Below are 21558 nucleotides of genomic sequence, written 5' to 3'. Positions count from 1 at the left end.
CAACGACGGGAACCGCCGCGCCGATATTGCGCCGCTGGTCGCCGGCACGGACTGAAAAGCCGCACCGGCACGGTGCATGGGCTGAGGGGGCGACTAGAGCATGAAAAAAGCATCCGACCTGTTCATCGAATGCCTCGAGGAAGAGGGCGTCGAATATATCTTCGGCGTTCCCGGCGAGGAGAATCTCGATTTTCTCGACAGCCTGTCGCGCTCGAAAAAGATCAAGCTGATCCTGACCCGCCACGAACAGGGCGCGGGCTTCATGGCCGCGACCTATGGCCGCCACACCGGCAAGACCGGCGTCTGCCTCGCGACGCTTGGTCCCGGCGCGACGAACTTCGTCACTGCAGCGGCTTACGCGCAGCTCGGTGGGATGCCGATGATGATGATCACCGGGCAGAAACCGATCAAGAAATCGAAGCAGGGCCGCTTCCAGATTCTCGACGTTGTCGCGATGATGGGTCCGATCACCAAATATACCCACCAGATGGCTTCGTCCGACAATATCCCGAGCCGCGTGCGCGAGGCCTTTCGCCTCGCCGAGGAGGAAAAGCCCGGTGCGGTGCATATCGAACTGCCCGAGGATATCGCCGACGAGCATACCGAAAGCCTGCCGCTGAAGCGCAGCCATTCGCGCCGGCCGACCGCCGACGTCAAATCGATCCGCGAGGCGGTGAAGGCGCTCGAGAACGCGAAATCGCCGGTGCTGGTGATCGGCGCGGGCGCGAACCGCACGATGACCAGCCGGATGCTGCTGCAATTCATCGAAAAGACCGGCATCCCCTTCCTGACCACCCAGCTCGGCAAGGGCGTGATCGACGAGCGGCATCCGAAATTCCTCGGCTGCGCCGCGCTGTCGGCGGGCGACTTCGTCCACCGCGCGGTCGAGGCGTCGGACTGCATCGTCAACATCGGCCACGACGTCATTGAAAAACCGCCCTTCTTCATGAAGGCGGGCGGGCCGACCGTCATCCACGTCTCGACCAAGACCGCCGAGGTCGATCCCGTCTATTTCCCCGACATCGAGGTGATCGGCGACATCGCCAACGCCATCTGGCAGATGAAGGAGGATATCGTCCCCAACGGCGGCTGGGCGTTCGATCATATGCTCGCCTATCGCCAGGCCGAGGTCGACCATACCGCGCCGCTCGCCGCCGACGCGCGCTTCCCGATCTTCCCGCCGCATCTGGTGCAGCAGGTCCGCGATGCGATGCCCGACGACGGGATCATCTGCCTCGACAACGGCGTCTATAAGATCTGGTTCGCGCGCGGCTATACCGCCTATCGCCCGAACACCGTGCTGCTCGACAATGCGCTCGCGACGATGGGCGCGGGGCTGCCGTCGGCGATGATGTCGGCGATGGTCTATCCCGATCGCAAGGTGATGGCGATCTGCGGCGACGGCGGTTTCATGATGAACAGCCAGGAGATGGAGACCGCAGTGCGCCTCGGCCTCAACATCACCGTGCTGATCCTCAACGATTCGAGCTATGGCATGATCCGCTGGAAACAGGCGAACATGGGCTTTCAGGATTGGGGGCTGACATACGGCAACCCCGATTTCGTCAAATATGCCGAGAGCTACGGCGCCAAGGGCCACCGCGTCGAAAGCGCCGCCCACCTAAAGGAATTGCTGGCGCATACGCTGAGCACGCCGGGCGTCCACCTGATCGATTGCCCGGTGGACTATTCGGAGAACGACCAGATTTTGAACGTCGACATCAAGAAGCTGTCGAAGGAACTTTAAACGCCTTCGGAGCCGCCAGCTTTCTTGTCATCCCCGCGAAAGCGGGGACCCAGGAGTCGGATGAGCCAGACCTATCACGTCTATGTCCTCGCTAGCGGACGCAACGGCACGCTTTACACCGGCGTGACCGGGGACTTGGCCCGGCGGATGGGGCAACATCGAAACGGCGAAGGCTCGAAATTCGCTGCGAAATATGGTGTTGATCGTCTGGTACACGCGGAGGCCTTCTCCGACGTGAACGAGGCTATCGCGCGGGAAAAGGCGATCAAGAAATGGCGCAGAGCGTGGAAGCTGGAATTGATCGAGCACGGTAATCCGCAATGGCTCGATCTGTTTGATCGGATCAACGACTGAGCTTGCCGCCCCTGGGTCCCCGCTTTCGCGGGGATGACGCTAAGGGGCGGCGACGCGGGTGCCGACAGCCTTGGAGAATGATTGTGAAGTTGAAAGACGTCTATCCGCTCTACCTCAACAACAAGGCGGTGCAGCCGAACACCGACCTTGTCGTCACCGACAAATATACCGGCGAGGTCGCGTTCCGCACCGCGCTCGCCACCCCCGACGTGATCGACGAAGCGATCGCCGGAGCGGTGCGCGCCGCCGAGCCGATGGCGAAGCTCGCGAGCTATGAGCGGCGCGACGTGCTGACCCACTGCGTCGGCCGCTTTCAGGAGCGCTTCGACGAACTCGCCTATGCGCTCTGCGTCGAGGCGGGAAAGCCGATCGCCGACGCCGAGGGCGAGGTCGGCCGCCTGATCGACACCTTCCGCATCGCCGCCGAGGAAGCGGTGCGCAACTATGGCGAGGTCCAGCCGCTCGACATTTCGGCGCGCGCCAAGGGCTATATGGGGATGTGGAAGCGCGTGCCGATCGGGCCGTGCAGCTTCATCTCGCCGTTCAACTTCCCGCTCAATCTCGCCGCGCACAAGATCGCCCCCGCGATCGCGATCGGCTGCCCCTTCGTGATGAAGCCCGCGTCGATGACCCCGCTCGGCGCGATCATCATGGGCGAGGTGCTCGCCGAATGCGACATCCTGCCCGAAGGCGCGTTCAGCATCCTGCCCGCGAGCCGCGACGGCGCCGACCTGTTCACCACCGACGAGCGGCTGAAACTGCTGAGCTTCACCGGCTCACCCGGCGTCGGCTGGGACCTCAAGGCCAAGGCGGGCAAAAAGAAGATCGTTCTCGAACTCGGCGGCAACGCCGCGGTGATCGTCGACAAGGACGCCGACCTCGACCATGCACTCGCACGCATCATCTTCGGCGCTTTCTACCAGTCGGGGCAGTCGTGCATCGGCGTCCAGCGGATCATCATCCATGCCGACATCTACGATCAATTCCGCGACATGCTGGTCGAAAAAACCAAGACGCTGGTCGCGGGCGATCCCAAGGACCGCAGCACCTTCATCGGCCCGATGATCTCCGAAAAGGAAGCCGCGCGGCTCGATGGCTGGATTCAGGAAGCGGTCGCGAACGGCGCGAAGCTGCTCGTCGGCGGCAAACGCGAGGGCGCGATGCTGGAGGCGACCTTGCTCGAAGACGTCGACCGCCGCGCCAGCGCCTACCGCGAGGAGGCGTTCGGCCCGCTCGCCATCCTCTCGAAATTCACCGATTGGGACGCGGCGCTCGCGGAGGTCAACGACAGCAAGTTCGGCCTCCAGGCCGGCCTCTTCACGCGCGATCTGCATCAGGTGCTGGAGGCGTGGGACCATCTCGACGTCGGCGGCGTCGTCGTCAACGACGTCTCGAGCTACCGCGTCGACAACATGCCCTATGGCGGGGTGAAGGATTCGGGCCTCGGCCGCGAAGGCATCCGCTTCGCGATGGAGGATATGAGCGAAATCCGGAATCTGGTGATCCGGCGGGCCTGATCCCCCTCTCCCCTCCCGCAAGCGGGAGGGGAGCCTATCGTCACCGAACCGCCTTCGAACTTTCTTCGAACCGTCATCGCTCCACCCCGCACGCTGTAACAAAACTCCTGTCTAGGCCGTGGGCAGCCAAGGCTGCCTTCGGCCGAGGCTCCCGGAGTGCGTGACATGGCAACGATTTCGACCCTGCCGATCCCCGCCCGCTTTGCCGACCCCTTCACCACCGAGCCGCATATCCCCGAGCGCGTGATCGGCGAGCGGCGCAGCTATCGCGCGGTGTGGGTCAGCGACATCCACCTCGGCACGCGCGGCTGCAACGCCGCGATGCTGATCGACTTCTTCGACCATGTCGATTGCGAGACGCTGTATCTCGTCGGCGACATCATCGACGGCTGGCGGCTCAAGAAGCGGCATTTCTGGCCGCCCGAGCATAATGACGTCGTCTGGCGCGTCCTCAAGCGTGCCAAGCGCGGCACCCGCGTCGTCTATGTCCCCGGCAACCATGACGAGATGGTGAAGCCGTTCGACGGCTTCGATTTCGGCGGGGTCGAAATCCGCCGCGAGGCGATCCACCAGACCGCCGACGGCAAGAGCCTGCTCGTCGTCCATGGCGACGAATTCGACGCAGTGATGCTCGCGCACCGCTGGCTCGCCTTCGTCGGCGACGCCGCCTACACCGCGCTGATGAAGGCGAATGTGGTGGTCAACGCCATCCGCGGCAAATTGGGCCTTCCCTATTGGTCGCTGTCGATGGTCGCCAAGCACAAGGTCAAGAACGCCGTCCAGTTCATCGGCCGCTATGAGGAAGTCGTCGCTCACGCCGCCCGCTCGCGCGGGGTCGACGGCGTGGTGTGCGGCCATATCCACAGCGCCGAGATGCGCGAGATCGACGGCGCGCTCTATTATAACGACGGCGACTGGGTCGAGGGTTGCACCGCGCTGGTCGAGCATCATGACGGACGCATGGAAATCCTTCATTGGGCCGAGGAAGTCGCGGCGCGCGCCGTGCCGGCCCAGCTCGCGCTACCGGCGGCCGCATGAAAATCCTGATCGTCACCGACGCCTGGGAGCCGCAGGTCAACGGCGTCGTCCGCACCTTGCAGGCGACGATCGGCGAACTCCGCAAGGCGGGGCACGAGGTCGCGGTGATCTCACCCGACCTGTTCCGCTCGATCCCCTGCCCGAGCTATGGCGAAATCCGCCTCGCCTTCGCCGGCTGGCGAAAGGTCGGGCGGATGATCAGGGGCTTCGCCCCGCAGGCGATCCATATCTCGACCGAGGGTCCGCTCGGTCTCGCCGCGCGGCGATGGTGCCTGAAGACAGGTTTTCCTTTCACCACCGCCTATCACACGCGCTTTCCCGAATATGTGGCGGCGCGGCTGCCGGTTTCGCCCGCCTTCGTCTGGCGCTTCATCCGCTGGTTCCACCGCCCGGCGCGCCATATCATGGTCGCGACGCGCAGCCTCGCCCGCGAGCTCGCGGATCAGGGACTGACCCAAACGATGCCGTGGGAGCGCGGCGTCGATCAGGCGCTGTTCCACCCCGAGCGCACGCCGCATCCGGCATTCGCGGAACTGCCCCGCCCGATCCAGCTCTATGTCGGCCGCGTCGCGGTCGAGAAGAATATCGAGGCCTTCCTGAACACGGCGCAGCCGGGCTCGAAAGTGATCGTCGGCGACGGCCCGGCGCTCGATGCGCTCAAGGCGCGTCATCCCGACGCGCTTTTCCTCGGCAAGCTCGGCGGGGAAGCGCTGGCGCGTGCCTATGCCGGGGCCGACGTCTTCGTCTTTCCCAGCCGCACCGACACGTTCGGCCTCGTCGTCATCGAGGCCTTGTCGTGCGGAACCCCGGTCGCCGCCTATCCGGTGCCCGGCCCCGGCGACATCGTGCAGGGCGGCGCGGGGGCGCTCGACGAGGATCTGAACGCCGCAATCGCCGCCGCGCTGGCCTGCGACCGCATCAACGCAGTCGCCCTCGGCGCGCGCTACAGTTGGGCCGCCTGCACGGCGCAATTCGTCCAGGCGCTGACCTTCGTGCCCACCGAACCCGCGGCGATCGCCCCGTCGGGCACGCCCTATCCCGCCTAGAAGGACTTGCGCCACTCGAGCTCGATATAGCGGCCAAGCGGGTCGGTGTAACCGGGCTGATAGTTGATCGGCACGATGCCGTTGGCGTCGGTGATCTTGCGCTGCGCATCGAACAGATTGTCGACCGACAGGCGCAGGCGCGAATTTTTGAGGAACGGCAGCGCCTTCGTCATCTTCGGCTGCTGGTTGAAATCCATGAAGACGCGAAGGTTGAAGGTCGCAAGGTCGCCGAACTTCAGGTCGCCCGCGCTACCGCCGGTGACGGTGCTGCCGCTGTCGTATTTGGCGCTGACGCGCGCGCCCATCCCCTTGTAGAAGACCCCGCCGTCGAGCTCAACGAGGTTGCGGTTGCTGCCGCCGCCATTGCCCGTCGCCGATCCGTGGAGCAGGTCGAGTTCAGGCACGCCGGGCCGGATGAGCACCGTGTCGGTGAGCTTGATCGTGTGATAGAGCGACACCTGCCAGCGGCCGCCCTGCGGCCCGCCGAGCAGGCCGCCCGGACCGCCGCGACCACCACGGAAGCCACCACGGCCGGAGCCGCCCGAGCCCCGCGGCCCGCCATCGCCGCGCGCACCATCGGGTCGGGGGCCGCCCTCGCCGCCGCGCGCCTCGCCCTGCTTCGGCTGGGCAAAGCTCTTGCCGAAATTGAAACCCCAGCGGATCTGCGAATTCTCCGCCCGGTCGAAATTGACCGGACGCTGGTCGATCGCGATCAGCGTGCCGTCATTGGCGCGCATCACGCGGTCGGGGAAAGCCGCTTCGATCTCCGGCGTCAGCAGCGGAAAGCTGTTCGCGGTGTCATAGCTTTTGTTGCTGTTGTAATTGATCGAGAGGTTGAGCCCGTCGATCATCGGCGGCGACCAGTTGAGCCCCAGCTTGAAGTCGCGATGCTGTTCGGCGAGCAGGAAGGGATTGCCGCCGGTGGTCGTCGTGATCAGCACCGTCTGTCCGGTCTGGAAGTCGTAATAGGTCACCGCGGGCGTCACGAGCGGTGCGGCGCCGAGTTGCTGGATGCCGGGCGCGGCCTCGTCACGATTGAAGCTGGCAATCATCGACAGATTTTTTGTGATCCCCCAATTGAGGTTGGCGCCCCAGCTTTTCAGCGATCCGAAATCGCTCGGGTTCTGGACCTCGCCGCTGAGGGTCAGCGACACGCGGCCGACCTTGCCGACATGATAATCGGGGTCGAGCAACGGAATGGTCAGCGAACCGAACACGCCCGGCAGATCGCGGGCAAGATCGCTCGTCGTCACTATGCCCGAGCGGTCCGACTGGCTGTCGTAACGGATTCCCGAATAGCTGCCGGTCATCGACAGACGGATCGGGCCCGCCCAGCCCTCGGTGACGGTCCCCGACAGATTGGCGCTGCCGCCGAAAGTCTGCTGGCTGCTGTCGAACCGGTCGCGCCCGCCGCCGATCCGGTCGGTGAAGGTGCGCTGATCGGCATCGGCATAATTGCCCGACAGCGACCAGCGCCAGTCGCCGAGCATCCCGTTGACGCTGGCGGTCGAGGTCAGGTTGCGGCTGCGGCTGTCGCGTTCGAGCGGGTCGCTCGTCCCGCCCGCGCCGGGGCCGAGCAGCGACAGGCTGTCAGTCTGGTCAAGGCGCAGGTTGAGCGAGGCATCGGTCACTTTGTTCAGGCTGCGCTGGATCGTCCCGTCGATCGAATAGGTGTCCGATTCGGGAAGCAGGCTGCGCCCGGTATCGCCGAAACCGCGCTCGCGTTCGAGGAGCATCGTATCATGCTCCCATCCGCCATTGAGGTTGACGCGGCCATTCTTGCCGATCGCAACGAAACTCGGCTCGATCTCGCTCTGAAAACGGCCGCCCTGGGTCGGAATACCGCCTTCGGCCTCCACCGAGAGCTGCCGGAAATTGGGCTTGAGCACGAGGTTCACGACGCGGTCGGTCGCGGCATAGCCATATTGGAGCGCGACCTCTTCGGGGAAAATCTCGACCTTCGCGATCGCCTCGGGCGGCAGGTTGCGGACTTCGCCGAAGCCGCCGATGCGCCGGCCGTTGACGAGGATGATCGGGCGCCCGCTGCCGCGCCCGCGCCCCGACCGCGTCTGCGGCGCCAGCGCGTCGAGCAGTTCGGAGACGTTCGACACGCCATAGCTGGCGATCGCCGCTTCATCGAGTTCGGCCTCGGCCTTGATGTCGGTGTCGAGCTGTCCCGCCAGTCGCGGCGCGGTGACGATGATCTCGTCCCCGACATAATCATCATAATCGTCCTCGTCGTCCTGAGACGGGGCAACGGCGGGATCGGCGGGCTGTTCGGCTACCGCCGCGACGGCGGCAGAGCCGATAGGAGCCTCCGCCATCGCCGGCAGCGCCAGCGACGCTCCGGCCGCCAGCAGGACGGCGCGGGTAGACATGGAGAGGCGATGATTAGTCATAAGGAGAGAGCCTTGTTCTTTTTATCTTGGTTTTTACTTTGCATGGCGGGACTTAACGCTCGCTGACGCCACTCTTTGTTCGCGGTTCAGCTATGTCGCAATTGTCGCAACAATGTGTCGGGACCATCGCCATTCCACTAACGGCGGATATCGACCGCTGGACAGCATGGCCCGCCTTCCTTATCGGCCAGCCATGCCGACTCCAGACTCTTCCGCTTCGCCCGAATCCATCCTGATCGTCGATTTCGGCAGCCAGGTGACCCAGCTCATCGCCCGCCGCGTCCGCGAGGCGGGGGTCTACAGCGAGATCGTCCCGTTCAGCGCTGCCGAAGCCGCGCTCGAACGGATGCGGCCCAAGGGCGTGATCCTGTCGGGCTCGCCCGCCTCGGTCCCCGCGACCGGCAGCCCGCGCGCGCCGCAATCGGTGTTCGACAGCGGCCTTCCCGTTCTCGGCATATGCTATGGCCAGCAGGTGATGAGCCAGCAGCTCGGCGGACAGGTCGAGCCCGGCGGCGCGGACGGCGAGCGCGACGGCGAGTTCGGCCGCGCCTTCCTGACCGTGACCGAACCCTGCGTGCTCTTCGACGGGCTGTGGGAGGTCGGCGAACGGCATCAGGTGTGGATGAGCCATGGCGACCGCGTCACCGAATTCGCGCCCGGCTTCCGCATCGTCGCGATCAGCGACGGCGCCCCCTTCGCGCTGATCGCCGACGACGAGCGTCGCTATTACGGCACCCAGTTCCACCCCGAGGTCGTCCATACCCCCGACGGCGCCCGGCTGATCGCCAATTTCGTCCGCCACGTGTGCGGCTGTTCGGGCGACTGGACGATGGCCGAATTCCGCGCCACCAAGATCGCCGAAATCCGCGCCCAGGTCGGCGACCAGCGCGTGCTCTGCGGTCTGTCGGGCGGCGTCGACAGCGCGGTCGCCGCGGTACTGATCCACGAAGCGATCGGCGAACAGCTGACCTGCGTCTTCGTCGATCATGGCCTGCTACGCATGAACGAGCGCGAGCAGGTCGAGCGCCTGTTCCGCGACCATTACAACATCCCGCTGGTGGTCGTGGACGCCGAGGAACGCTTCATGGCGGGCCTCAAGGGCGTCACCGATCCCGAGAAGAAGCGCAAGTTCATCGGCGGCGAATTCATCAACGTCTTTGAAGAGGAAGCAAAGAAGATCGGCGGCGCCGATTTCCTCGCGCAAGGCACGCTCTATCCCGACGTGATCGAAAGCGTCTCCTTCACCGGCGGGCCGAGCGTGACGATCAAGAGCCACCACAATGTCGGCGGCCTTCCCGAGCGGATGAACATGAAACTCGTTGAGCCGCTGCGCGAACTGTTCAAGGACGAAGTGCGCCTGCTCGGCAAGGAGCTCGGCCTTCCCGACATCTTTGTCGGTCGCCACCCCTTCCCCGGCCCCGGCCTCGCGATCCGCATCCCCGGCGAAGTCAGCAAGGAACGCTGCGACATCCTCCGCAAGGCCGACGCCGTCTATCTCGAGGAAATCCGCAACGCCGGGCTCTATGACGCGATCTGGCAGGCCTTCGCCGTGTTGCTTCCCGTCAAGACCGTCGGTGTAATGGGCGACGGGCGCACCTATGACCATGTCTGCGCGCTTCGCGCCGTGACCTCGACCGACGGCATGACTGCCGACATCTACCCCTTCGACGCCAGCTTCCTCAGCCGCTGCGCGACGCGCATCATCAACGAGGTTCAGGGAATCAACCGTGTGGTCTACGACTATACGTCGAAGCCGCCGGGGACGATCGAGTGGGAATGAGGAAATGGCCTGTTTTCAGGAAATTATCATTTCTTTATAAAATGTTATATGCCAAACTGCGTATCATATGTTCTGTATCATCAACGAGCGATAACTCATTGAATTTTATACGCGTCGTATCGAATGCCAGATTTATAGCGATGGAATTTGACGGTGTTTTGGGCCCAATTTTCCATCAAAATGCCAGATCGCGCGCGGGCGGCTCCGCTGACGGTGTTTTTTTGACCCTAAAAGTCTGATAAAATTATCGATTCCTGAGATTGTGGCCAGAAGAATCTCCAATGGCACACTCGATATTGACGGCTATTGGCCGGTGCACGAACCGCTGCGCGGATTGGCGCTAGCCTCGATGTAAAGCAGCCCTTCGAGCGCATCGCCTGATTGAACGTGGGCTGCCGCAGGCAGACCCTTTCGGCTCCTTCACCTGAGGAGTCGAACGATGAATGAACTTATCCAGATTGGCCCGATCAGCCCGCTGCGCCAGCGCCTGATCGACGATATGACCATGCGCCGCTTCTCGAAGGAGACGCAGCGTAACTATCTGCGCGACGTTGGGAGGTTCGCGACCTGGCTCGGGCGCTCGCCGCACACCGCAAGCGCCGAGGATATCCGGCAGTTCCAGATCGAGCAGCAACAAGCCGGCGTCCCGGCGCCGACCATGAACAGCATCGTCGGCGCGCTGAGGTTCTTCTTCACGCACACGCTCGACCGCCCCGACCTCGCGCGCAAGCTGGTCCGCACCAGGCAGGTACGCAAGATCCCGGTCGTCCTCACCATGGCCGAGGTGAAGCGCCTGCTCGATGCCACGCGCTCCTTGAAGCACCAGGCGGCGCTGTCGGTCGCTTACGGCGCGGGCTTGCGCGTCGCCGAGGTGTCGGCGCTCAAGGTCAGCGATATCGACAGCAAGCGGATGCTGCTCCGGATCGAGCACGGTAAAGGCGGGCGATACCGCAATGCCATGCTGCCCGAAGGGCTGCTCCTGCTACTGCGCGACTGGTGGCGCGCCGGGCGGCAACAGGGCATCCTCGTCCCCGACGGCTGGCTCTTTCCCGGACAGAGCACAGCGGCGCCGATCAGCACCCGCCAGCTCTACCGTGTCGTCGTCGAAGCCGCTGAAGCAGCAGACATCGACAAGCGCGTCGGACCGCATACGCTGCGCCACAGCTTCGCCACCCACTTGCTCGAGGACGGTGTCGATATCCGCGTCATCCAGGCGCTGCTCGGCCATGCCAAGCTAAACACCACCGCCTTCTACACCCAGGTTGCGACGAGGACCGTTCGCTCGATCGTCAGCCCGCTCGACAGGCTCGCGCTCGCATCGCCCAGCGAGGAAGCGCCCGACGGCTGAGGTCGATGCGCGCCTCACTCGAGGTCGCCGACATCTTCCGCGCTGCCGGGCCAACCTACCGCGCCGCCCATGCCGGGCATCTGAGCCTGCACCAGCTCAAGATCATGTCGGCGATCGAACATTGCCGCACCGCCGCGCTCGGCGGGCATGTCGAGGCCTGCACCGACTGCGGGCACTGGCGGATCGCCTATAACAGCTGCCGCAACCGGCACTGCCCCAGGTGCCAGGGCGCTGCGGCGCGCAGTTGGCTCGAGGCGCGCGAGGCCGATCTGCTCCCAGTCGGCTATTTCCACGTCGTGTTCACCCTGCCTGCCGAGGTTGCCGCGATCGCCTTCCACAATAAGGCGCCCCTCTATGACCTGCTGTTCAAGGCCGCGGCCGATACGATGCTGACCATCGCCGCCGACCCGAAGCACCTCGGTGCCCGGATCGGCATCACCGCCGTCCTCCACACCTGGGGCTCGGCGCTCACCCATCATCCGCACATCCACATGATCGTGCCCGGCGGCGGCATCTCCCGCGATGGAACGCGCTGGATATCCGCACGCCCAGCCTTCCTGCTCCCGGTCCGCGTCCTTGGTGCCCTGTTCCGACGCTTGTTCCTAACCCGCCTTCGCGCGCTGCACGATGCCGGCAAGCTCGCCTTCTTTGGCAGCCTCACTCATCTTGGCGAACGACGTGCTTTCCTGCGGCACCTCTCTCCCGTCAGGAAGAAGCGCTGGGTCGTATATGCCAAGCCGCCGTTCGCTGGTCCCGAGGCCGTGCTCGCTTATCTCGCGCGCTACACCCACCGGGTCGCCATATCGAACAGTCGGCTCCTCCGGTTCGATGAGGAAGGCGTCACCTTCCGCTACAAGGATTACCGCAAGGCCGGCGCTGGACGGCAGCAGGTCATGACGCTCGGCGCCGACGAGTTCATCCGCCGCTTCCTCCTCCACGCCCTGCCGCGCGGGTTCCACCGCATCCGCCACTATGGCCTCCTCGCCAGCGCACACCGCAAGGATCATCTCGAACGCGCCCGCCGCCTGCTCGATGTCGCACCCCCACCGACCGACGAGCCCGCCGACGATGCAGAGCCCCGACCGACCTGCCCGTGCTGCGGCGGTACCATGATCATCATTGAGGTCTTCGAGCGCCGCTACCAGTCCCGCGCGCCGCCACCGCCATCCCTCGCACCCGGGACACCGGCGCCGTGACCCGGCACGGCCCGTCGCCTTCCTCGTCCAGGGCAGACCCGCGCCTGGAAGCGGACCCGCTCGCGACGGGGCTGCCCAAAAGCAGACGTCGCACCACCAAAATCGGTCCGCCCGCTTTTCGGCGTCCGCTTTTGCGACCCATATGCAGACGGTCCGCTATCGCGCACGTCCGCTTTTCGGCAGCACCTAGCTACCCCACGATCTCCGCAAAACAGCTTTCCCCATAGCTCACACCATGACCACCGCGGTTCGGGCATCGAAGACTTTCCGACGCCTGGCGGCGTCCGAAACTCTCAACGCGTGCAGCCGGTCTGCTTTCGCCCCTAAATCGTAAAAAGCTGCCGCCCAAATGGCCTCCATTCGAACAACTACTAACGGGTTGCACGGTCAACATGTGACTTCGGCAGCAGGTGAGCATCGGTGATGATGATAACGCGTCGATCAGCAAGCTACCACTAATCGGGCCGGGCCTGGTTCACACCAGATAGCCCCTCTGAATCCCCACAGCCCCTAATCGGAAATATTCTTCACCAAGTCGGCAGCCACATCCCTCGCGCGCCCCTTTGAAGCCGAGCCCACGGTAAGGACCACAAATCTCTGGTCGTCGAGGAAGACGTTCATCTGGTTTATGCCCGGCACGAAAAAGGCCGCCTTGCCAAGGTTCGGGACATCCTCGATCGCCTTGTCGCTGAACGCCCGCATCGTCGCCTCCGTGGCCTTGCGCGTCTGCGCGATCGCCTCGGGAGTGTTGTCCGCAATCGGCGAGCGACGGGCCATGAGCGTCGCCGTGCCACCGCCCTTCAACCGATAGGTGCATTCCGACGTCGCGGCTTCGACCGCGGTCGGCTGATGGACAAAAGCCAGGCTCGTTTCGGTAACCGTATCGCCGAGCGCCGCGCCAACCGCTGCCTTGTCGAGCAATTTACAGGCGTCCGTCGCATCCCAGCCGGACGCCTGGGCGGCGGCGCTCTTGGCATCCTTGCTGTCCGGTTGGGAGCCGCCGCATGCGGCGAGCGCGAGCACCGGAGCCAACGCAAGCATCATTTTCTTGTTCATAGACCCTCCTTCAGCACCCGCCGGCACGATTGCCGGTCTTTTCAGCGCTGTAATATGCGTAAAAGCCGTCGCGGTTCGCCGGACCCGCCGTCCGGACAATCCCGACCAGCTTTCGTCCGTCGGGCGAGAACTGGAACAGCCCCGTCTGCGGTTCGGCGCCTTCGTCGCGCATCGTCAGACGCATCACGCGCCCGTCGATGACGCCATCGAAACTGCCGTTCTGATATTGGTAACAGCCGCTGACGCGATCGCCGGACTGGACCAGATGAATCCATCCCCAACCGCTGGCGCCGTCGTAATTGCCGGTGAGGTTCGTAAGCGTGGCGTCGCGGGTCAGTTGTTCGCCGTAACCGCGAAACCCCGTGAACCCCTGATATTCATCGCCATAATTGTCGTGGATGATCAGGCGGACCCAGCGCGCGACCGGCCGCTCCTCGGGTTTGAAGGCAAAGCTCTGGTTGTTGCGCGCCATCTGCAGGGTGCCGCTCAACACCGGCCGGAACCCGGCCTTCGATGAGGTTTCGGACACTTCGATCGTGAAGTTCTTGGGCGCCTTGCGATCGCGGTTGAGCCCCGCGGTATCGAAAGCGATCCGGCCGAGCCGCGTCGTTTCGGCCAGTTCGAGCACGAACACAGCCTCGCCGCCTTCGCCCAGCCAATCGGTCGCCGGTGTATCGTCGATCAGATTGAGCGGACTCCATGCCATTTGCGACATGTCGGAGTCGGGCGGAACCGTTGTCAGCCGCGCGCCGGCGGCATAGGAAAAGATATCTTTCTGGGCATTTTGCGCGTCGCCAGGCGTTGCCCCGATCGCGACAGCGGACACCATCAGCGCCAGACCCAGCGCGGCTTTCGACATCATGGTCATTGGCTTTTCTTCCTTTCCTGCGCTTCCTTGACGATCCGGCGAAGGATGGGCGATGCCCCGGCCGTGCCCGGTGCGCTGATCGCCTGATCGCCGGTCAGGACATTGCGCAAACCGCCCAGCACGGTCCCGGCATCGCTGTTGTCCTGACGCTCGGCATCGCGTTTTTCGCCAGTTACATCGCGCCCGAGACCGCGCCCGGCGATATCCTGCACGCGGCGGCGGGTCAGGGCGCCGTTGACGGCGTTGCCCGAACTGCCATAATCTTCCTCGGGTCGGTCGGGGCTGCCGTTCGAATTGCTGTTGGCGCCGCCACGGTCGCCTTCGCCGTTGTCATTGCCGCCGCCATCGCCGGTCCCGCGATCATTGTCGTTAGAGCCGCCCTGGTCGTTCGCGTTGCCCCGGTCCTCCGAATTGCGCCGCTCCTCGTTCCGGTTTGCGCCATCTCCGGAGCCGCCGCTGTTCCATCCGCCGTTGTCGTTGCCGCGTCCCCGCCGCTCGGTGTCCGAATTTCGCCCGCTTTGGCGACTGTTCAGCCCGCCGCCAGTCGTATCCGACCCCGCGCTCCCACTCGAATTCAACCCGCCCGTGGCCGAGTTGTAACCTTCGCCATCCGAATTGCGTCCACCCGAATCCGAATTTCGTCCGTTCCCGCTCGAATTGAAACCGCCCGTGCCGGAATTTCTGCCGCCGCGATCGCTGTTCAACCCGCCCGAGCCCGAGTTCAGCCCTCCGTCCGAATTCCGGCCACCACCCTCGCCGTAGAACGTGTCGCTGGAGGAATTGAGATCGCTGCCGCCGTCGGAATTCCTGCCGCCACGGTCGCTGTTCAGGCCGCCGGTGTCCGAGTTGAGGCCACCAACGTCCGCATCGGCTGCGGACGAATTGAGCCCGGCATCGCGCCCCGAATTGAAACCGCCGGCACCCGCGCCGTCGCTGTTGAGGCCACCGCTCGAATTAAGGCCATGACCGTCGCTCGAATTGAAACCTCCGCCGTTGCCGCCCAGTTCCCGGCCCGAATTATACCCTCCTCCGCCGCCGGCGCTGTTTCTGCCCCGGTTGGCGGAGCCAACGGCCGTACTCCCGCGATCGCTGTTCGCCGATCGACGGCCACCCGAATTCGAACCGCTGTTGCCGCCGAGGCGATTGCTGATCGCCGGTCCGCGATCGAGGCCGGCAGCGTCTTCCGCATCGCGATTGTCGATCGCCCCAATACGCTGCGCGACCGGCGAAACCTTTTGCACATTGCCACGGGCGACTCCCGGTTCGGCATCGAGCTGCGCCGATGCCGGAGCGGTGATGAACAGCAGCGGCGGGATCAGGGCCCCCGCCATCCAGGTCCGGTTTCGCATTGCCTGTCTCCTTCTCGCCGCCGAAATGGACGTCGAAAGGCAAGACGGGAAAACGGACCAAAGCCGGACATCCGGCCCGAATATTTTTCAAAACCCTATCCGCCTGAAATTAGAGGGTTGCACGGCGGCGGCGCATGGGATCATCTGAAGACGGGCCGACGGTGGGGGGGGAATGGGCGATGAAGCGGCTGGACCAGGACGAATGGCGGACGGTTCAGGACCTTTTCGAGCGGCTGGTCGACCTTCCGCCCGAAACCCAGCGCCAGCGATTGGCCAGCGTCGCGCAACCGGCGTCGGTTATCGACGCGGTCCGCAACCTGCTGACAGCATCGCGGAGCGATGGAATATTGGACATGGCCCCGCCGGTGCTGGGGACCGAAGAAACAGCCCCCAGCCATAGTTCGCTGACCGAAGGCCAGACCATCGGCGGCTTCACGATAGAACGGCCGATCGGGCGCGGCGGACTCGGCGAAGTCTATCTGGCGCACCGCGCGGGCACCGACTTCGACCAGCGCATCGCGTTGAAGCTGCTTCGCATCGACGCGGCCGAACGCGCGGAAAGCTTCGCACGCGAGCGGCGACTGCTCGCGCGGCTCGACCATCCGGGGATCGCGCGGCTGATCGACGCCGGGGTAGCGCCCGATGGGCGCCCCTATATCGCGATGGACTATGTCGACGGACAGCCGATCGACGCCTGGTGCACCGCACACGGCGCCGATCTCGACGCGCGGCTCGACCTGTTCCGTACCGTCTGCGACGCGGTCGCCTATGCCCACGGCAACCTCGTCGTCCACCGCGACATCAAGCCGTCGAACATATTGATCGACACGGGCGGCAAGCCGCGCCTGCTCGATTTCGGCATCGGCACCCTGCTCGACGAGAGTGCGGCGCTGCCCGCGACGACGCAGGCGATGCTGACTCCCGACTATGCGGCGCCCGAGCAGCTCGACGGCGAGGAAGCGACGGTCGCGACCGATGTCTATGCGCTCGGCGTGCTGCTTTACGAACTGGTCAGCGGCCAGAGCCCGTGGCGCAGCGGCAAGGCATCGGTGCCGGTGATGATTCGCCGCGTCCTCTATGAGGATGCCGCGCTGCCGAGCCGCGCCGCCGCGGCGGGTTCAGGGCCGGTGCCCGCGCGCCGCATCGCAGGCGACCTTGACGCGATCATCCTGAAGGCGATGCGGCGCGATCCCGCGCAGCGCTACCGCAGCGTCAGCGCACTCGCCGAAGACATCGCGCGCCATCAGCAATATCTCCCCGTCCATGCGCGCGACGGGTCGACGCGCTACATGCTCGGCCGCTTCCTGCGCCGTTATCGCTGGGGGGTCGCAGCGACCGCGGCGGTGCTCGCGGCGCTGCTCGTCGGCGCGGGCGGGATCGCGTGGCAGGCGCGCCAGACCGCGATCGAGCGCGACCTCGCGGTCGCCGAGGCGCGGCGGTCGGAAGCGATCAACCGGATGCTGACGGTGATGATGCGCGATACCGCCGAGGATGCGGGCGGAGAAAATATCAACGTCAAGCAGATGCTCGACCAGACCTCGGCCCGGCTTGCCGCGTCGCTCGATACCAGTTCCAAATCGGCCGACCTGATCGTCACCCTGTTCGACCTTTATGCGAATATCGAGGACACGGCGGGCGCCGACGCGCTGATTCAAAAGGCGCTCGCGCGCGGGATCGGGCGCGGCGACCCGGTCGCGACCGCACAGCTCAGGATGCGGGCCGCGGTTTCGGCCGCGGCGCTGGGCCGGGCCGACGAAATCGCCCCCAACGTCGATGCCGCCGAACCGGTTTTCCGGGCCGATCCCGACCATTTCCAACGCGAACTGGTCGAAATCGCGCTTGCCCGCGCGCAGCTCTGGCGGCGAACGGATCGGCTCGAAGATGCCATTTCGCTGTTGATCCGCACCCTGCCCGACGCCGATATCGTCTATGCGGAGAACCACCGCGACCTGCTCACGACCTATAATAATCTTCTCGTCTACATGGTCGAGGCGAACCAGCTCGACGCCATGCCCGCGATCTTCGATCGCGCCGACGCCGTGCTTCGCCGAACCGGTCAGCAGGCGAGCATGCAGGGGCTTGCGATCGCGCAACTGAAAGCCGTGCGCCTCCTCAAGCTCGACCGGCCCGAGGTCGCCGAGCAGATCGTCACGCGCGTCGCGGCGCAGCGGCGCGCGACCTTCGGCCGCTCGGCGGGGCTCGCGGTCGACCTCCTCCAGCTCGGCCGCGCCAAGCTGGCGCTCGGCAAATATGCCGAAGCGAAAGCGATCCTCGCCGAGGCGCGCCCGATGGCGGCGCAATATCTCAGTCCCCAGGCGACGCCGACGCTGATCATCGCCGCGGGCCTGATCGAGGCAGAGGCCGAATCGGGCGACCTCGCGGACGCACGGCGCACGATCGCCGAGACCGAACCGCTGATCGCGGCGCTGCCCAAGCCAGGCCTGCCGCAAGCGATCTTCGCGCGCGCGAAGGCGATCGCGCTGCTCAAATCGGGCAAGCTCGGCGAAGCGCGGCGGGAAACCGACCGGGCCGAAGCGCTGTTCAAGGCCGAAGGGCCGGCGGGCGCCTCCTACCTCAAATCCTTCCCCGCGCTGCGGGCGCGGCTGGGGCCGGAATAAGGCCGTCATCCCCGCGGGAATGAGGCCCCCAGGATCAGGCCGCCGCCATCTCATGGTGTATCCAGGCGCGCGCCTGCACCCACCAGCGACGGATCGTGCGGTCGGAAACGCCGAGGACGAGCGCCGTCTCCTTCTCGTCCATCCCCGCGAAGAAACGGCAGTCGACGACCTGCGCGAGGTTGGCGTCGAGCCGCTTCAGCCCCTCGAGCGCCTCGCCCAGCCGGACGACCTGCTCATCCTCGGGCACTGCGGCGGCGAGCGAGTCGAGGCTCTGGGTAAAGCTGTAGGTCGGCGCATCGCGCTTCGACGCTAGCCGCGCCCGCGCGGCGTCGATCAGGATATGCCGCATCGCGGTCGCCGCGCAGGCGAGGAAATGCGAGCGGCTCTCCCAGCCGGCGGCCTTGCGCAGCTTCACATAGGCTTCGTTGATCAGCGCCGTCGTCTGGAGCGTCTGCGGCAGGCCGGCACGATAATGCTCGCGCCGCGCGATCGCCCGTAATTCCCCATACAGGCCCGCGATCAGCTCGTCCGAGCTGCCCGCCCCATTTTTTTCGGCCCCATTTTTTTCGGCTGGCGTGTCCGCTTCCTCGGAAATTTTCCGTCTCGCTCTCTGTCAGGCGTCCGCCGCTCTTCGCAGGTCGGCGGACGCAAGGCAAGCGCGGCAATGACTTAGCGGCCGCACGCGCGGGAGAGAGGCGCCGGAACAGGCGCCCGCCGGGTCGAGATATCCACCGTGGAGGCCGACGGCCTTCGCTCGATCGAGGGGAAGACAAGATGCGTAAATATGCTTGGCTGATCGCCACCGCCACGCCGGCGCTGACCATCGCGCTGCTCGCCATGCCGAACGCGGCACGGGCAGCGGAAGGCGACGTCACCTGTGCAAAGCGCGTGAACGACATCAACGAGGCGGTCCAGTCCGACGGTTCGGTATCAAACGCCTCCAGCGTCGCCTGCGGCCGTCAGGCGCAGGCCACCGCCGAGGAGACGGTGTCGGTCGGCGCGGGGTCCAGCGCCGATGCGGCAGGCGCGACGACGGTCGGGGCTTTCGCGCACGCGACCGGGGCCACCGCAACCGCGGTTGGTTACAAGGCATTCGCGTCGGACGAAAACACGATCGCGATCGGCCACGAGGCCACCGGCAATGGCGGAGGTATCTTCATCGGCAATCTCGCGCGCGGCACCGGCGGCATCTCGATCGGCAACGATGTCTATTCGCTGGGCGGCGGTGTGGCGATCGGCAACGGCAGCTCGGCCGGCAGCAATTCGGTCGCGCTCGGCACCGGGTCCACAACGGCGGGGGAATATGTCGTCAGCGTCGGCAGCGACACGATCAAGCGGCGGATCATCAATGCCGCCGATGGTGAGATATTCGACGGCAGCTCGGATGCCGTCACCGGCAGCCAGCTTTATGCCGTCAAGCAGGACATCGCAGACACCACCGACCTGATCGACGGCGTCGAAGATCGCGTCCTCGACCTGGAAACTGAGGCTTTTTATACCGACGGCCGCCTGTCCCGCCTTGAGGACAGCGGCGTGGGCGGCGGCTACGCGATCGGAGAAAACGCCATTGCCGTCGGCACGGACGCCTCAGCCGACAGCGACGAAGCCGTCGCCATCGGCATGGGCGCCACCGCGCAGGACGGCAAGGCGGTATCGATCGGATCGCAGAATGTCGCCTCGGGCAACGGCGCGGTCGCGATCGGCGATCCCAATGTCGCGACCGGCACCGGCGCGGTCGCCGTCGGCGCCGACAACACCGCCACCGGCACCGGTGCGGTGGCGCTGGGCAATGCTTCGGTCGCGAACGGCGCCAGCGCATTGGCGCTGGGCGACCAGGCCAATGCACAGGGCCGCGGAACCGTTGCGCTGGGCGAACTGACGCAGGCGACGGGACAATCGGCCGTGGCGCTGGGGCAACAGGCGCAGGCGATCGGCGACAACAGCATCGCCATCGGCGGCGGCGACACGCTGACGACGCGCGCGATCGGCGCCAACAGCATCGCCATCGGCGGCCAGGCGCTGGCGAACGGGGCCGACAGCATCATGCTGGGCAACCGCGGCGGCGCCGGGGAGGACGCCGTGGCCATCGGCGCGGGCGCCTTTGCCAGCAGCGACCGTTCGGTGGCGCTGGGCGACAGTGCGACGGCCTTTGCCGAGGGCGCGGTCGCCATCGGCGCCAATTCGACCGCAACGCGCGCCAACACCGTGTCGGTGGGGTCGGCGGGCAATGAGCGGGCGATCACCAATGTCGCCGCCGGCACCACCGATACCGACGCGGTGAACGTCGCGCAGCTCAATGCCGCGCTCGCCGCACAGGGCAATGCGGCGGCGGCCGCGCAGACCACTGCAACCACCGCGCTCGCCAACGCCGCGGCGGCACAAGGAACGGCCGATACGGCGCTGGCCAATGCCGCGACCGCGCAAACGACCGCCGATACGGCGCGCACGGAAGCCGCCGCGGCCCAGACGACCGCGACGACGGCGCTGACCAACGCCGCGGCCGCGCAGACGACGGCAAACACGGCGCTCGCAGGCGCGACCGCCGCACAGGGAACGGCGAACACCGCCCGCACCGAAGCGGCGGCGGCGCAAGGCACCGCGAACACCGCGCTCGCCAATGCCGCCACCGCCCAGACCACGGCAAACGGCGCACAGGCAGCGGCGACAACGGCGGTCCTGCGCGGCGACACCGCGGGGGTCAGCCTGGCGGCGGCGCTCGGCAGCGGCGCGAGTTATGATACGGCGACGGGGGCGGTCAGCGCGCCGAGCTATTCGGTCGGCGGCACCGCCTATCACGACGTCGGCTCGGCGATCGGCGCGCTCGATACCAATGTTGCCGCGCTCAACAGCCGCATCGATGCGCTCAGCCTCGGCAACGACCGGCGCTTTCGCGAAGCGACCGGCGGCATCGTTACCGCGATGGCGATGGGGGGCACGATGATCGTCCCCGACAGCAATGTCTCGGTCTCGTTCAACCTTGCGACCTATCAGGGCGAGCAGGGCTTCTCCGGCGCCGCGGTGGTTCGCCTGACACCGCGCGTGTACGTCAGCGGCGGCTTTGCCGGATCGACCGTCAAGGGAACGACTGGCGGCCGGGTTGGCGTGGCCTTCGGCTTCTAGAATTGATCCCCCGGCTCCCGGCCCCGGAAAAACTGGGGCTGGGAGCGTGGGGGAGTCAGCCTTGCGTCGAACTCCAACGAGTTTGCTTGGCTGTGACGCCTCACCGTCAGCACTTCGCCCGC

The 21558-nt window shown here is 65.8% G+C and carries 15 protein-coding genes; 10 read left to right on the top strand and 5 right to left on the bottom strand.

What is annotated here, in order from left to right; all coding sequences use genetic code 11:
* The first annotated feature begins 100 nt into the window (after positions 1–100).
* From NP825_RS04075 to NP825_RS04055, 5 genes are all read left to right on the top strand, one after another.
* Complete coding sequence (locus NP825_RS04075) at positions 101–1747, top strand: acetolactate synthase large subunit (protein ID WP_257548662.1); 1647 nt, start codon at positions 101–103, stop codon at positions 1745–1747.
* A 60-nt stretch (positions 1748–1807) separates the two neighbouring features.
* Positions 1808–2101, top strand: a complete 294-nt coding sequence (locus tag NP825_RS04070; RefSeq protein ID WP_257548660.1) for a GIY-YIG nuclease family protein — start codon at positions 1808–1810, stop codon at positions 2099–2101.
* 77 nt (positions 2102–2178) lie between these two features.
* Positions 2179–3618, top strand: a complete 1440-nt coding sequence (locus NP825_RS04065; protein WP_257548658.1) for an aldehyde dehydrogenase family protein — start codon at positions 2179–2181, stop codon at positions 3616–3618.
* Positions 3619–3783: 165 nt separating this feature from the next.
* The gene (locus NP825_RS04060; RefSeq protein WP_257548656.1) at positions 3784–4656 is read left to right on the top strand and encodes a UDP-2,3-diacylglucosamine diphosphatase; all 873 of its coding nucleotides are present in this window, start codon (positions 3784–3786) and stop codon (positions 4654–4656) included.
* Positions 4653–5702, top strand: coding sequence for a glycosyltransferase family 1 protein (locus tag NP825_RS04055; RefSeq protein WP_257548653.1), 1050 nt, complete (start codon positions 4653–4655; stop codon positions 5700–5702). The genes NP825_RS04060 and NP825_RS04055 overlap by 4 nt, the downstream gene beginning before the upstream one ends.
* On the opposite strand, the gene NP825_RS04050 is transcribed toward NP825_RS04055, so the two are convergent.
* On the bottom strand, positions 5699–8080 hold the full coding sequence (locus tag NP825_RS04050) for a TonB-dependent siderophore receptor (protein WP_257548651.1): 2382 nt from the start codon (positions 8078–8080) through the stop codon (positions 5699–5701). The two genes, NP825_RS04055 and NP825_RS04050, sit on opposite strands and share 4 nt — an antisense overlap.
* Before the next feature lie 214 nt (positions 8081–8294).
* Between NP825_RS04050 and guaA the strand changes: the two genes are divergently transcribed.
* The 3 genes from guaA (at position 8295) to NP825_RS04035 (ending at position 12425) form a co-directional block, all read left to right on the top strand.
* On the top strand, positions 8295–9881 hold the full coding sequence (gene guaA, locus NP825_RS04045; RefSeq protein WP_257548649.1) for a glutamine-hydrolyzing GMP synthase: 1587 nt from the start codon (positions 8295–8297) through the stop codon (positions 9879–9881).
* A 439-nt stretch (positions 9882–10320) separates the two neighbouring features.
* Positions 10321–11229, top strand: coding sequence for a site-specific integrase (locus NP825_RS04040; RefSeq protein ID WP_257546696.1), 909 nt, complete (start codon positions 10321–10323; stop codon positions 11227–11229).
* A 5-nt stretch (positions 11230–11234) separates the two neighbouring features.
* Entirely contained in the window at positions 11235–12425 is a 1191-nt protein-coding gene (locus tag NP825_RS04035; RefSeq protein WP_257546699.1) for an IS91 family transposase, read from the top strand.
* A gap of 510 nt (positions 12426–12935) precedes the next feature.
* Here NP825_RS04035 and NP825_RS04030 read toward each other — a convergent pair.
* Genes NP825_RS04030 through NP825_RS04020 form a run of 3 tightly spaced genes read right to left on the bottom strand, consistent with a single transcriptional unit; the run spans position 12936 to position 15698 of the window.
* The gene (locus NP825_RS04030; RefSeq protein ID WP_257548647.1) at positions 12936–13448 is read right to left on the bottom strand and encodes a hypothetical protein; all 513 of its coding nucleotides are present in this window, start codon (positions 13446–13448) and stop codon (positions 12936–12938) included.
* Between the two features lie 43 nt (positions 13449–13491).
* The gene (locus tag NP825_RS04025; protein ID WP_257548644.1) at positions 13492–14349 is read right to left on the bottom strand and encodes an SUN domain-containing protein; all 858 of its coding nucleotides are present in this window, start codon (positions 14347–14349) and stop codon (positions 13492–13494) included.
* Positions 14346–15698: a hypothetical protein gene (locus tag NP825_RS04020; RefSeq protein WP_257548642.1), complete on the bottom strand. Its 1353-nt coding sequence runs from the start codon at positions 15696–15698 to the stop codon at positions 14346–14348. The genes NP825_RS04025 and NP825_RS04020 overlap by 4 nt, the downstream gene beginning before the upstream one ends.
* 179 nt (positions 15699–15877) lie before the next feature.
* Between NP825_RS04020 and NP825_RS04015 the strand changes: the two genes are divergently transcribed.
* On the top strand, positions 15878–18316 hold the full coding sequence (locus NP825_RS04015; protein WP_257548640.1) for a serine/threonine-protein kinase: 2439 nt from the start codon (positions 15878–15880) through the stop codon (positions 18314–18316).
* Positions 18317–18350: 34 nt separating this feature from the next.
* Here the strand turns inward: NP825_RS04015 and NP825_RS04010 are convergent, their stop codons facing one another.
* Entirely contained in the window at positions 18351–18911 is a 561-nt protein-coding gene (locus NP825_RS04010; RefSeq protein ID WP_257551282.1) for an ECF-type sigma factor, read from the bottom strand.
* A gap of 179 nt (positions 18912–19090) precedes the next feature.
* Here NP825_RS04010 and NP825_RS04005 point away from each other — a divergent pair, with 179 nt between their 5' ends.
* A complete protein-coding gene (locus NP825_RS04005) occupies positions 19091–21436 on the top strand; it encodes a hypothetical protein (protein WP_257548637.1) in 2346 nt (781 codons plus the stop codon).
* Positions 21437–21558: the final 122 nt, after the last annotated feature.

It is taken from the genome of Sphingopyxis sp. DBS4 (assembly GCF_024628865.1).
Classification (GTDB): Bacteria; Pseudomonadota; Alphaproteobacteria; order Sphingomonadales; family Sphingomonadaceae; genus Sphingopyxis.
This window is presented reverse-complemented; position numbering and strand designations above follow the sequence as displayed.